We start from the raw sequence: 12,439 nt of genomic DNA, 5'->3' as shown, positions 1-12,439 counted from the left end.
CATGGTAAGCCATGTTTGTTCTTGCTTTGTGCCGGCAGCTATGCTACTAATTTTCCCATGGTGCTGATTTGCACTGACGACTGTTTGCCGCGATATGCGGTTTTTTCAGCCAGGCTCGATCAAAGCTCGCCCGCATTGCGGCGCTTTTGGCCATCACGGTCGAGTGCCAGCCTTTTCGGCAGCTTCCGAGAAGGGAAATCGGAAAAGCAGCTTCCGGTTCTCGTCGCAGATTTCGAAGGAAAGACCTGTCAGGACCGGGCTGCCGCTGAGCAGGCCCTCGGCCAGGATTTCCTTGGCCGAAGCCATGGCGTTATCCTGAGCCGCGGACAAACCGTCCAACTCCTGACCCTCGAAATCTTCCGTCAAGCGGCCCTCATTGTTTCGGAAATGGAAAAAATATCTCGGCATGGCTGCTCCGGTTGGTCGGTTTCTCTAATGCATGTCGCGCAAAAATGTGCAGCGGTTTTGCGATAACAACATGTATCAAAACAAGAACCTAAAGCGCATCGCATGAGGCCGATCGACGCGACGCGCCTTAGTCGCAAGCGCCTCAGGAGCAGCCTCGAATTCGTACACGACAGCACCGCGCGATTTTGGCGTTGGGATTCATGCCGTTTAGGCCTTCATGCGTCAGGTCGATCGAACAGCACCCCCAGCCCATGTTCGAACGCACATGCCGCAATCATTTCGTCAAGGGCATTTCCGGAGACCGGGCAATTCGGTATGACAGCCCTGATCGCGATCTCAGCCGCTGCGGTAGAAACCACATCGTGGCGCCTCTTCCTGGTCTCCATATATTGCTCGATCAGAATTTTCAGGCGCCGCGCTGCAATCTCGTCAACGACCATCGTTCTCCCTCGATTCGGCACAATGTCCGTCTTCCGGGGTCCGTCCTCCGGGTGAAGGGTCCGCTGCCATTGGATAGCAGCGGACCACTCGGCTGGGTGAGCCAGTGGCCCGAGGCGGGGGTGTCTCGGACCGCCACCACAATAGCTTCGGCAGGCCACTCGTTCCACAGAACGCTGTCGTTGGTAATTTTCGTACACTGAGCATTGCCGCAGGCAGTCTGCGACCGTGGGAGTTTTGGGCTATGCCGCGTCGCCGGTACCGGATCAGTTCCGGTTTTGATAGCTGTAAATGCCCGCGCCGATCGCGACCGCTCCTACTGTGATCAGAATCGATGGCACGCCCATCGACGTGGCGACGATCCCCCAGACAATGGCGACGGCAATTGCGCCGGCGGTTCCCAGCACCAGTCTAAGCCGTTTCGACATTATCCATTCCCCCAAAAGTGCATCTTTGGCCTTTTCCGGTCGAAATACCGCAATGCGGCACCATTGTCTGCGCTTCGTCCAACTTTTTATGCCGCCACTGAGCCCCGACCGCTGAGGCGTAAGCGATCCGTATGCGGCCTTGTCGCAAACACCCACTCGACAACGAGGAAGCTTGGGCGTGAGCCCGAGAAGCGAGGCGTCAGAAAGCGAGGTATCTATGCACAATTTTCGGAATTTACTCCGGTTCACGATCACGGGCATGGCGGCCACGACAACCGCAATAGTCATCACGGGCCTTACCCCCGAGACAACCGAAGCGACTTTGATTTGCCATAGGTTGGTCTGCCAGCAGGCGAGTAATGAAGGCAGTGCCTTCGGCACCAAGTATCAGCGCAAGTGCACCTGCGAAAATCTAAGCGAGGGCGCCAACAACCATCCCTCCCCACGCAACGTCAACAAGGGGCCCATCGGCGGCTCAAGCAGCAGCGGATCGAGCGGCGCCAGCAGCTCAAGCGGCAGCAGTTCGAGCGGCACCAGCAGTTCCAGCAGCTCAAGCGGCAGCAGCGGCTCGAGCGGCGGCAGCGGTTCGAGCGGCAGCAGCGGCTCCAGCGGCAGCAGCGGATCAAGCGGCAGCAGCGGTTCCAGCGGCAGCAGCGGCTCAAGCGGCAGCAGCGGCTCCAGTGGCAGCAGCGGTTCCAGCGGCAGCAGCACTTCGAGCGGCAGCAGCGGCTCCAGCGGCAGCAGCACTTCGAGCGGCAGCAGCGGTTCCAGTGGCAGCAGCGGTTCCAGCGGCAGCAGCGGCTCTAGCGGCACCAGCAGTTCGAGCGGCAGTAGCGGATCCAGTGGCGGCAACGACGGAACAAGCAGCGGCGGGTCTAACGGCAGCGGCGGAGTGTAGCGGCTGCTCAAGCGGCTCCGGTGGCGGCGCCACTCGAGTTGAACCGTGGCGGCGACCACGCGGCCGGCAACGACGATCGATCCTCACGACAACGGGAGTAGTAGTATGACGCTCCAACCGAAATCGGCGACCGCGCCCCTCACCGGCCTTGCAGGATTGCTTGGTCTTGCGCTGACCGTCGCGATGCTCGTCGACAGAAGCTGGCCTGTGCATTTGCAGGCCATGACTGTCATTGCAGCTACCGCGGCAGCGATGATCGCGGTCGACACGGCCTATTTCCAGACGTTTCGAAGGCGTTCAACGGGATTGCAGGCGAAGCCGATGCGAGCGCTTGAAGTCGAGCGTGTCGTGCGCAAGCTCATCGGCTTGATCGTTACGCTCACGACCATTGCCGCAGTCTACTGAATAGTGCCGGAATACCGGCGTGAGTTTTACGCCCCCTACTGGGCAGCGCTCTACGACACCTTGCCGGCGCTGCTCGTCGCCGCGCCGTTTTATGTTGCTTATGTCGACCGCAGGCAGACCGATCCGGAAGATTCATATGCCGAAATCGGTGCATTCGTCCTCAGCGGCGCCGTGCCGCAGCGAACCGAGCAGATACGCCAGCATGTGCGGGGCTGGATCGTCAAAGGCTTCTTCCTGCCGCTGATGTTCGTCTATCTGTGCTCCACACTGGGTTCGATCCTGGCCGGGCTGGAACAACCGTATCGATTCGACATCACGCGCTGGCACGCTTTTGCAATCGATCTCCTGTTCATGGTGGATGTTCTTGTCGCGGTCGTCGGCTACGTCTTCACGCTGCGCGTCCTCGACAACCATATCCGCAGCGTCGAACCCACCGTGTTCGGCTGGCTGGTTTGTCTTGCCTGTTATGAACCCATCAACGCCGCCACCCGTGCCTACCTGAACTACGAAACGGGCGCCAACTGGACGGCGGTGATGCCCTCACCGGCGCTCCAGGTTTTCTGGGGATCGGCGATCCTCTTCTGCATCTTGATTTTTGTCTGGTCCACCGTGAGCTTTGGCCTGAGATTTTCCAATCTCACCAATCGCGGAATCGTCACCTGCGGACCGTATCGCTGGATCAAGCATCCGGCCTATGTTTCGAAAAACCTCTCCTGGTGGCTGATCTCCGTGCCTTTCCTCACCGCCGCAGGACCCGCTGAAGCGCTGCGGCACTCCGCCATCCTGTTCGGCCTCAACGCCGTCTACGCACTCCGCGCCATCACCGAGGAACGCCATCTGTCATGCGACCCCGATTACATCACCTATTGCGATTACATCAGCGAAAACGGCGCCGTTGCTCAGCTCAAACGACTGTTCGCGAAAGCGAGTCGGTCGCCGATCGGGCGTTCAGGCTGAATGCCACCCTTGCTCTGACGATCTGCGGCAACTGGCCTATCGCCTCAACGCGTGATCGCCATGCCGATCCTCGCCGCTCATCGGCAACGGCCTATCGCCCTCGAGCAGCCGGGTGATCCGGGCGAAGCCGGCAAAAGCCTTTCGCGCTTCCTCGGCCGACATCCGGCCGGCCATGGCCGCAGCGCAGCTATTCACGGCGCACTGGTAAACCGGCCCGCGCCGCCCGGCCGGCCATTTTCGCAAGAATGCCATAGCTTCGGCAACGTTGTCGATCTCTTCCACGGGCTGTCCCTGTCCGCGCAAAATCCGCACGGGCGAAAAGAATTGCAAGCGGTCCATCGTTTCCTCCCCGTCGACCGGATGCGTGCGATCGAACCCCACTAAACTCGCGAACCCGACTTTGGTTCCCGGCAAAAGAGGGCTTGGCCTGGAAAATGTTGGCTGGACCAGACGAGCAGCGGTGGAAGCGCCCGGCATCCCCAATTGGGTGACATCTTTGCCCCAATTGAGTGACATCTCGCCATTGTACGGGAACGTTCGCGCGGCTGATGCATTTCGATGCCACGAGCCGTCTTTTTGAGGGAAATGCCAAAACATGAGAATAGCCCATGTGGCGCCGCTCCATGAATCCGTGCCACCCCGGTTCTATGGAGGGACGGAGCGCATCGTCTCCTATCTGACCGAGGGATTGGTCGAGCTTGGCCATGACGTGACCCTGTTCGCCAGCGGCGATACCAACACGTCGGCGAAATTGGTAGCGTGTCGCGAGCGGGCGCTCCGTCTCGATCCGCGCCCGCACAAATCCGAAACCGCGGCGCATCTGGCGATGCTGGCCGAGGTGAGGAACCGAGCGCAACAGTTCGACATTATCCATTTCCATCTCAGCCACTTCCTGCATTTTCCTTTCTTCGAACACATGCCCGACCGGACGGTGACGACACCGCATGGCAGGCTCGACTATGTCGACCTGGCCCCAGCCTACGAGCGTTTTCCGCGCTTTCCGATGATCTCCATTTCGCGCAGCCAGAGAACCGGCTTACCCAGGGCCAATTGGCTGGCGACCATCCATCACGGGCTGCCGATCAATATGTACGAGCCGACTTTCGAGACGGATGCAGACGAGCCGTATCTGGCCTTTCTCGGCCGGCTGTCGCGCGACAAGCGCCCGGACCGTGCCATTGAGATCGCCTTGCGCTCCGGGCTGAAACTGAAGCTTGCGGCAAAGATCGGCGACGACGACCGTGCTTTTTTCCACGACACGGTCGAGCCACTGATCGACGGCGACCGCGTCGACTATATCGGCGAGATCGAAGAGGACAGAAAAGCGGAATTCCTCGGCAAGGCGGCCGGCCTGCTGTTTCCAATCGATTGGCCGGAGCCGTTCGGTCTTGCCGCGATAGAGGCCATGGCCTGCGGCACGCCGGTAGTCGCTTGGAAATGCGGTGCCCTGCCGGAGATCATCGACCACGGCGTGACCGGTTTCCTTGTCGATACGGTCGATGCTGCGGTCGCCTCGATCCCGGAATTGCTGCGCCTCGACCGGCGACAGGTGAGAGCCGTATTCGAAAACCGTTTTTCTGCCACGAGAATGGCCCACGACTATGTGGCTGCCTATTCGCGCCTGATCGGCGCTCCCGGTGAAGCGAGAGCATCCTGATCGGCGTTATTGTGGACGTTGGAACGAAACGACAGAGCTTGTGACATATGAATCAACTCGACGAGCGTAAGCTTGATCCCGCCGTAGCCCTTGCCTCCCTCGACGAGGTTGCGCCCCGGGAGCCGCACCGGCTGTTCGCCCTCAAGCAAGGCGACTGCTTCGCGGTGGCCGACGCCTATGGCGACATCCGCGGCGCCGGCGATGGCTTTTTCCGGGACGACACGCGTGTGCTTTCGGAATTCCGGCTGACGGTCGGTGGCCGGCAAATGTCGCTGCTGGGCGCATCGCTCAGCCAGGACAATGTGCTTTTCACCTCGAACCTGACCAATTTGCCGATCCAGAGTGTCGGTGGTCGCGACATTCCGCAGGGCGCGATCCACATAGAACGCGTCAGGCTGCTTTGGCAGGACCGGCTGTTCGAGCGCATCACCCTTTCCAACTACAGCCAGGAATCGTCGGCCATTCGGGTTTCATTGCATTTCGCAGCGGATTTCCGTGACATGTTCGAGGTGCGCGGTTCGACCCGGCTCAAGCGCGGGATTGCCCACGCCGCCGAGACCAGTCCGACATCGGTGGTGCTTCGATATGACGGTCTGGACCAGCTCGTGCGCCTATCGGCGATCTCGTTCTCGCAGGCGCCGGACAATTTGACCGCCAGCCGTGCGGATTTCCTGGTTGCAGTGACGAAGCGCAGCAGCGAGGTCCTCTATATCGAGGTCGGCCCGGAAGTGGCGGAGACACCCGACCGCGACCGTTTTCGGGCTGCCGCCGCCCGCGCTCGCTTCGGCATGCGCGCCAAACGCCGCCACGGTGCGACGGTGCACAGCTCCGGCCGCGTCTTCAACGACTGGATCGAACGCGCGCGCGCGGATGTGGCGCTGCTGACCACCGAGCTTGCAACCGGACCTTACCCCTATGCCGGTATACCCTGGTTCTCGACGGCATTTGGCCGTGACGGGGTGATCTCCGCACTGCAGATGCTGTGGCTGAATCCCGGGCTGGCGCGCGGCGTACTCGCCTTTCTCGCACAGCATCAGGCAACCGAAACGTCGCCGTTCAGCGATTCGCAGCCGGGCAAGATCATGCACGAGACCCGCAAGGGCGAGATGGCAGCGCTGCGGGAGCTGCCGTTCGGCCGCTACTACGGCGGTGTCGATACCACGCCGCTCTACATTCATCTCGCTTGCGCCTATGCGGATCGTACCGGCGACATGGCGTTCGTCGACAGTCTGTGGCCATCGCTCTGTGCAGCGGCCGAATGGACGGAGGAGACAAGCCGCGCGACCGGCTTCGTTACCTACCAGCGCGGCGCCGAGACCGGCCTCGCCAACCAGGGCTGGAAGGACAGTTTCGATTCCGTCTTCCATGCCGATGGCCGCATGCCCAAGGGGCCGATCGCCCTGGTCGAGGTGCAAGGCTACGTCTTTGCCGCGTTCCGTGGGCTGGCGGCGCTCGCCCGCCGCCGCAGCGAGGACGACAAGGCCGATCACTGGGAGGAACGCGCTGAAACCATGCGCGCCGCGGTTGAACGCCATTTCTGGATGGACGATCTCAATTTCTATGCACTGGCGATCGATGGTGCGGGCGAGCTCTGCAAGGTACGGACGTCGAATGCCGGCCATCTCCTCTATGTCGGGCTGCCCGAGCCGGAACGGGCGCAGATGGTCGCCGATCAGCTGCTCTCAGCGTCGTTCCACTCTGGTTGGGGAGTGAGGACGCTGGCCGACGATGCGATATTCTTCAATCCGATGTCCTACCACAATGGCTCGATCTGGCCGCACGACACCGCCATGTGCGGTGCCGGCCTGGCACGTTATGGCGTGCGCGACAGCGTGGTCCGGCTGATGAGCGGCACGTTCGAATCGGCTGTCCATTTCAACATGCGGCTGCCGGAACTGTTCTGCGGCTTTACCCGGTCGCCGGGCGAAGCGCCCATCGCCTATCCGGTCGCGTGCCTGCCGCAAGCCTGGTCGGCGGGATCGGCCTTCATGCTGATGCAGGCCTGCCTTGGCCTCGAAATCGACGGCTGGAACAGCGAAATCCGGGTCACCCGCCCAAGGCTGCCGATCGGCATCGACACGTTGACATTGCGGCATCTGGGTGTCGGCTCGACGGTGGTCGACCTCACATTCCAGCGTGTCGGCGACCGGGTCGTCGCCTTTCTCGCCGATCGGTATGAAGGGATGGTGCCGCTCATCGTGCGCACTTGATGCCGGCGCGCTGCGGCGCGTCGAAAATGACGCCCGGCATTGCAATCGTCCGGAACCGATAGCCTCTTTGTGCGTTGCAAAAAGGGGCAGCGGGGGATGCTGTCGTCGTCACGCGGCAGCGAACCAGAAAAACAAATAAAAAACGGCTATCGGCCGGCCGGAGGCGAGATCACATTCCATGTCAGATTATACCGTAAACCTGCTCTGGGTTTTGCTGATTGCAAGTTTTGGCTTTTCCGCTTTTGCCATTCTCCTATCGATATCCCGCCAGCGCCGCGGCCGCGCAACGGCGGCCGCATACACGCCGAGCGAGGATGTCGCGTCGGAAGCGGCACGCAAGGTGCTGCGCGAGTTCGAAAAGAACGGCCAGTCGGCCGATGCGGCACTGGTCACATGGTCGCCCGACACCTTGCGCAAGATCCTGGCCGACGACCTGCCGGACGCACAGGTCATCGTGGTGTCCAACCGCGAACCCTACATCCACAACATCAAGGATGACGGGGTGCAACTTTTGGTACCGGCCAGCGGGCTGGTGTCGGCACTCGAACCCATCACCCGCGCCTGTGCCGGCACCTGGATCGCCTATGGCGGCGGCACCGCAGACCGCCTCACCGTCGACAAGGACGACCGGGTGCAGGTGCCGCCCGGCAACCCGTCCTACACGCTGCGCAGGGTCTGGCTGACGGAGGAGGAATATCAAGGCTATTATCTAGGCTTCGCCAATGAGGGCCTATGGCCGCTTTGCCATATCGCCTTCACCCGCCCCGTGTTTCGCGCCTCGGACTGGGACGCCTACGAGGCTGTCAACCGCAAGTTCGCCGATACGGTGGTTGCCGAAGCCCGCAACGAACGGCCGATCGTGCTGGTGCAGGACTACCATTTCGCGCTGCTGCCGCGCATGATTCGCCAGCGCCTGCCGGACGCCATCGTCATCACATTCTGGCATATCCCGTGGCCCAATTCGGAAGTGTTCAGCATCTGTCCGTGGCGTGAGCGGATCCTGGAAGGACTGCTAGGCAGTTCGATCATCGGCTTTCATACCCAATTCCATGCCAACAACTTCACCGAAAGTGTCGACCGCTTTCTGGAGAGCCGGATCGAACGGGCAGACGCGGCAATCTCCTATGGTGGGCAGACCACATTGGTCCACGCCTATCCCATTTCCATAGAATGGCCGGCCCAATTGCTGGCAAAACTGCCGTCTGTGGAGGAGTGCCGCGCCAGCGTGCGCGACAGATTCGGCCTGTCTGCGGATACCAAACTTTGCGTTGGCGTCGAGCGCCTCGACTACACGAAAGGCATTCTCGATCGCTTCCATGCCCTGGACGAATTGTTCACGAGATATCCCGAATGGATAGGCAAGGTGGTTTTCCTGCAGATCGCGGCGCCGAGCCGGGGGACATTGCCCGCCTACCAGCAACTCCATGACGAATGCCGTCGCTGTGCCGAGGAACTCAACCGGCGCTATGGCAGCGAGACATACAGCCCTATCCTGATGGTCGCCGAACATCATCGGCAGGAGCAGGTCTACGAGGTCTATCGCGCCGCCGACATCTGCATGGTCACCAGTCTGCATGACGGCATGAACCTCGTCGCCAAGGAATTCGTCGCGGCGCGCGACGACGAACAGGGCGTGCTTTTGCTCAGCACCTTTGCCGGTGCCTCGCGCGAACTGCTGGAAGCACTGATCGTCAACCCCTACGATGCGGCCATGATGAGTGAGGCGCTGTTGCAGGCGCTGACGATGACGCCGGACGAGCAGCGCGAGCGTTTGCGGCCGATGCGCGAGATGGTCCGCGACAACAATGTCTACCGCTGGGCCGGCAGCATGCTGCTGGATGCGGCGCGCCTGCGCAAACGCGGCGATCTCGACAGGGTGACCGGAACCGGCGAGCGCCCGCCATCGAACACCAACAACGTCATCTCGATGTTCGAGCGGGCACGGAAGGCAGCATCGTGAAAAGCTTTGAACAACCGCCGGCGTTGAACCTGTCGGCAGGGCAATGGGCGCTCTTCCTTGACATCGACGGAACTCTGCTGGAGCACGCTGCCCATCCCGACGCAGTGTTCGTCGGCGAGGAATTGCGCAATCTGCTCGGACGCATAGAGCGGCGGCTGGATGGTGCGGTCGCCTTCATCACCGGCCGATCGATTCCCGCCGTGGACAAGCTGTTCCATCCGCTGAAGCTGCGGATCGCCGGACTGTATGGCCTGGAGCACCGGCTGACGCCGAGCGGTCCGATCGATGCCGCCGACGCGCCGGCCGACATCGCCGCCCTTGCCGACGAGATCGAGGCCGAACTGGGCAGCGGCAAGGTCTATGTCGAGCGCAAGGGGCCGGTCCTTGCCGTTCATACAAGAGCAGCACCGCAACTGCTTGCGCCCGCAATCCAGCTGGTCGAGCAGGCCTTGGCCCGGCTTCCGAAGGGTTATCGGGTGCTTCCGGGAAACGCCGGCGTCGAGCTCATGCCTTTGGAGGCCGTCAAAGGTGCTGCCATCCGGCGTTTTATGGACATTCCGCCCTTTGTCGGCCGGCGGCCGATATTCCTCGGAGACGATACATCGGACGAACACGGTTTCGAGGCGATCAATGAAATCGGCGGCATCTCCATCCGCGTGAAGCCGAACGGACCGACGGCCGCAAACTATGCCCTCGATGACGTGACCGGCGCGATAGCCTGGCTCGAAGCCAGTTTCGAGACGTCGGCGGTGGCCGGTGCTCGACCGGCCGGCAAGCAAGCAGCGACCGAATCAGCGGCGAAGCTCAATATCGCAGCCACGGCATCGTCCGACCGATAAGCGCGTTTCTCATTGAAGGCCTTTGAGTCCAAAGCCGGCAAATCGTCTGCTTGCCGGTTCCCCTGCGTCAGGCTTAACCTGCGTGCCATGCGTGGAGGCGCGTGCGGTTGCAAGGGGAGGACATAGCAATGACCATACAAGGCGCATCACCGGACCTGTACAATGAGGATCTCGCCCCGGCGAAGGTTCGAAACTGGGGACCGTTCTCGATCTTCAACGTCTGGACGTCGGACGTCCACAGCCTGTGGGGCTACTATCTGGCGGCCAGCCTGTTCCTGTTTTGCGGCGGCTTCGTCAACTTCATCATCGCCATCGGTATCGGTTCGCTGATCATCTATGCGTTGATGAACATGGTCGGCTATGCCGGCGTGAAGACCGGGGTGCCCTACCCTGTCCTGGCGCGTGCCTCCTTCGGCATCTGGGGCGCCAACATACCGGCGCTGGTGCGCGCCATCGTCGCCTGCTTCTGGTACGGTGCGCAGACGGCGGCCGCCTCCGGCGCGATCGTAGCCCTGCTGATCCGCTCGCAATGGTTCGCCGACTTCAACCAGAGCACACATTTCCTCGGCCACTCCGGGCTCGAGGTGATCTGCTTCGTCGTCATCTGGGCGCTGCAGCTCCTGATCATCCAGAAGGGCATGGAAACGGTGCGCCGCTTCCAAGATTGGGCCGGACCGGCGGTGTGGGTGATGATGCTGATCCTGGCGATCTATCTTTGCATCAAGGCAGGCACCTTCGCCTTCACCAGCGACATCCCGATGGATGTGCTGCTGGAAAAGACAAAGGACGCGGGCGTGCCGGGCACGCCGGGCTCCTGGACCTCGCTGTTTGCGGTGGCGGCGATCTGGGTGACCTATTTCTCCGCACTCTATCTCAACTTCTGCGATTTCGCGCGCTACGCCCCGGACAAGGCATCGCTGCGCAAGGGCAACATCTGGGGCCTGCCGGTCAATCTTATCCTGTTCTCGCTGGTCGCCGGCGTCACCACGATCGCCGCCTTCGACGTCTATGGCGAGGTGCTGCTGCATCCCGACCAGATCTCGGCGAAATTCGACAGCTGGTTCCTGGCGGCGCTCGCAGCCCTGACCTTTGCGGTGGCGACGCTCGGCATCAATGTGGTGGCGAATTTCGTGTCGCCGGCGTTCGACTTCTCCAACGTCTTTCCACGCCAGATCGACTTCAAGAAAGGCGGCTACATCGCGGCGCTGATCGCGCTTGTGCTCTATCCATTCGCGCCCTGGGAAGGCGGTGCCGCCTCCTTCGTCAACATCATTGGCGCGACGATGGGGCCGATCTTCGGCGTGATGATGGTCGACTACTACCTGATCCGGAAGGGCGAGGTCGACGTCGAGGCACTCTACAGGGAGAATGGCGAATTCCGCTTTCAAGGCGGCTGGCATGTCAATGCCTTCATCGCCGCCGGTATCGGCGCGGTTTTCTCCTCGATCCTGCCCAACTTCACCAGCCTGCTGCCGTCATGGTGGGGCGTCTATGGCTGGTTCTTCGGCGTGGCAATTGCCGGCGTCATCTATTACGTGCTGCGCACGATGGCACTCGGTGCTGGAGCCAGGATAGCGAAGGCTTGAGCGGATTCGGGGCGGCGCAAGCCGCCCCGTTCATTCTGCGACCATTTCGGCAAGGCGGCGCACGGTGTTCCAGTTGCGCGAGGTGCCGATGCCGAGACGTTTGTGACTGACCGCTGCAAGCAGCGGCGAACTCGGCGTCTCGCGGGAAAAGACGATCCAGATGTCGCCGCCGACAATCCGCAGCTTCTCGCCCGTGCCGGCATAGGCCTCAAGCGCCGCTGCGGCCTCCGCGGGAACGGGCGCCCGCATCACGCGTACCGCGACTTGATCGGCAGCGGCGACCGAATCGGCTGGAAATGGATTGCCGGCCGCGAGCTTCAGCCAATCATCCGCGCCGCGCACGATGATGTCGACGTGGCGGCCAAAAGTCTTTGCGAACGCCGCCTCCAGCCGCTGCTCCAATGCCGCGAGTTCTGTTTCTTGCACCTCGAAAACCAGATTGCCGGTCGCCACCAGCGTGCGCGGGTTATTCAGACCCAGGCCTTCCGCCATCGCCTTGAGATCGGACATGACGACCCGCCGCCCCTCGCCCAGGACAATGCTGTAGAGCAGCGCGACGTAAGTTTGCATGGGCGGCTAGTCTAGTTTCCGTCCGCAAACGACAAGCGTTTGATTTTGTTAGCTGAATCGCATCTTTGCGCGAGCAAGGCCCG

13 protein-coding genes are annotated in these 12,439 nt (G+C 61.7%); 7 read left to right on the top strand and 6 right to left on the bottom strand.

The window, feature by feature from the left end; translation table 11 throughout:
• Positions 1-153 precede the first annotated feature (153 nt).
• The 4 genes from AC0L2X_RS16595 to AC0L2X_RS16580 form a co-directional block, all read right to left on the bottom strand.
• Complete coding sequence (locus AC0L2X_RS16595) at positions 154-408, bottom strand: DUF6894 family protein (RefSeq protein ID WP_352977186.1); 255 nt, start codon at positions 406-408, stop codon at positions 154-156.
• A gap of 215 nt (positions 409-623) precedes the next feature.
• Positions 624-848 (bottom strand): hypothetical protein, encoded by a 225-nt coding sequence (locus tag AC0L2X_RS16590; RefSeq protein WP_473555649.1) that lies wholly within the window; start codon positions 846-848, stop codon positions 624-626.
• Between the two features lie 264 nt (positions 849-1,112).
• Positions 1,113-1,655: a hypothetical protein gene (locus AC0L2X_RS16585; protein WP_352491992.1), complete on the bottom strand. Its 543-nt coding sequence runs from the start codon at positions 1,653-1,655 to the stop codon at positions 1,113-1,115.
• A 6-nt stretch (positions 1,656-1,661) separates the two neighbouring features.
• The gene (locus AC0L2X_RS16580) at positions 1,662-2,183 is read right to left on the bottom strand and encodes a hypothetical protein (protein WP_473555651.1); all 522 of its coding nucleotides are present in this window, start codon (positions 2,181-2,183) and stop codon (positions 1,662-1,664) included.
• Positions 2,184-2,217: 34 nt separating this feature from the next.
• Between AC0L2X_RS16580 and AC0L2X_RS16575 the strand changes: the two genes are divergently transcribed.
• Positions 2,218-2,577, top strand: a complete 360-nt coding sequence (locus tag AC0L2X_RS16575; protein ID WP_473600048.1) for a hypothetical protein — start codon at positions 2,218-2,220, stop codon at positions 2,575-2,577.
• Between the two features lie 3 nt (positions 2,578-2,580).
• Entirely contained in the window at positions 2,581-3,534 is a 954-nt protein-coding gene (locus AC0L2X_RS16570; RefSeq protein ID WP_473555656.1) for a methyltransferase family protein, read from the top strand.
• A gap of 36 nt (positions 3,535-3,570) precedes the next feature.
• On the opposite strand, the gene AC0L2X_RS16565 is transcribed toward AC0L2X_RS16570, so the two are convergent.
• Positions 3,571-4,131: a DUF982 domain-containing protein gene (locus AC0L2X_RS16565; RefSeq protein WP_473555657.1), complete on the bottom strand. Its 561-nt coding sequence runs from the start codon at positions 4,129-4,131 to the stop codon at positions 3,571-3,573.
• Here AC0L2X_RS16565 and AC0L2X_RS16560 point away from each other — a divergent pair.
• The 5 genes from AC0L2X_RS16560 (at position 4,130) to AC0L2X_RS16540 (ending at position 11,786) form a co-directional block, all read left to right on the top strand.
• Positions 4,130-5,191: a glycosyltransferase family 4 protein gene (locus AC0L2X_RS16560; RefSeq protein ID WP_473555658.1), complete on the top strand. Its 1,062-nt coding sequence runs from the start codon at positions 4,130-4,132 to the stop codon at positions 5,189-5,191. The two genes, AC0L2X_RS16565 and AC0L2X_RS16560, sit on opposite strands and share 2 nt — an antisense overlap.
• A 47-nt stretch (positions 5,192-5,238) precedes the next feature.
• Positions 5,239-7,401, top strand: coding sequence for an amylo-alpha-1,6-glucosidase (locus tag AC0L2X_RS16555; protein WP_352491996.1), 2,163 nt, complete (start codon positions 5,239-5,241; stop codon positions 7,399-7,401).
• 178 nt (positions 7,402-7,579) lie between these two features.
• Positions 7,580-9,361 (top strand): alpha,alpha-trehalose-phosphate synthase (UDP-forming), encoded by a 1,782-nt coding sequence (locus AC0L2X_RS16550; RefSeq protein WP_352466252.1) that lies wholly within the window; start codon positions 7,580-7,582, stop codon positions 9,359-9,361.
• Positions 9,358-10,200 carry a trehalose-phosphatase gene (otsB, locus tag AC0L2X_RS16545; protein ID WP_473555661.1) on the top strand — a complete coding sequence of 281 codons (843 nt, stop codon included), beginning with the start codon at positions 9,358-9,360 and terminating at the stop codon, positions 10,198-10,200. The genes AC0L2X_RS16550 and otsB overlap by 4 nt, the downstream gene beginning before the upstream one ends.
• A 128-nt stretch (positions 10,201-10,328) precedes the next feature.
• Positions 10,329-11,786: an NCS1 family nucleobase:cation symporter-1 gene (locus AC0L2X_RS16540; protein ID WP_352491999.1), complete on the top strand. Its 1,458-nt coding sequence runs from the start codon at positions 10,329-10,331 to the stop codon at positions 11,784-11,786.
• A gap of 30 nt (positions 11,787-11,816) precedes the next feature.
• Here AC0L2X_RS16540 and AC0L2X_RS16535 read toward each other — a convergent pair whose 3' ends face one another.
• Positions 11,817-12,356: a DUF1697 domain-containing protein gene (locus tag AC0L2X_RS16535; protein ID WP_473555664.1), complete on the bottom strand. Its 540-nt coding sequence runs from the start codon at positions 12,354-12,356 to the stop codon at positions 11,817-11,819.
• Positions 12,357-12,439: the final 83 nt, after the last annotated feature.

The sequence above is a fragment of the Mesorhizobium sp. WSM4828 genome (genome assembly GCF_055811175.1).
This window is presented reverse-complemented; position numbering and strand designations above follow the sequence as displayed.

Coding starts and splice junctions, on each gene's coding strand:
- AC0L2X_RS16595 (WP_352977186.1), bottom strand. CDS start 408: ATGCCGAGATATTTTTTCCATTTCCGAAACAATGAGGGCCGCTTGACG.
- AC0L2X_RS16540 (WP_352491999.1), top strand. CDS start 10,329: ATGACCATACAAGGCGCATCACCGGACCTGTACAATGAGGATCTCGCC.
- AC0L2X_RS16555 (WP_352491996.1), top strand. CDS start 5,239: ATGAATCAACTCGACGAGCGTAAGCTTGATCCCGCCGTAGCCCTTGCC.
- AC0L2X_RS16535 (WP_473555664.1), bottom strand. CDS start 12,356: ATGCAAACTTACGTCGCGCTGCTCTACAGCATTGTCCTGGGCGAGGGG.
- AC0L2X_RS16590 (WP_473555649.1), bottom strand. CDS start 848: ATGGTCGTTGACGAGATTGCAGCGCGGCGCCTGAAAATTCTGATCGAG.
- AC0L2X_RS16565 (WP_473555657.1), bottom strand. CDS start 4,131: ATGTTTTGGCATTTCCCTCAAAAAGACGGCTCGTGGCATCGAAATGCA.
- AC0L2X_RS16550 (WP_352466252.1), top strand. CDS start 7,580: ATGTCAGATTATACCGTAAACCTGCTCTGGGTTTTGCTGATTGCAAGT.
- AC0L2X_RS16560 (WP_473555658.1), top strand. CDS start 4,130: ATGAGAATAGCCCATGTGGCGCCGCTCCATGAATCCGTGCCACCCCGG.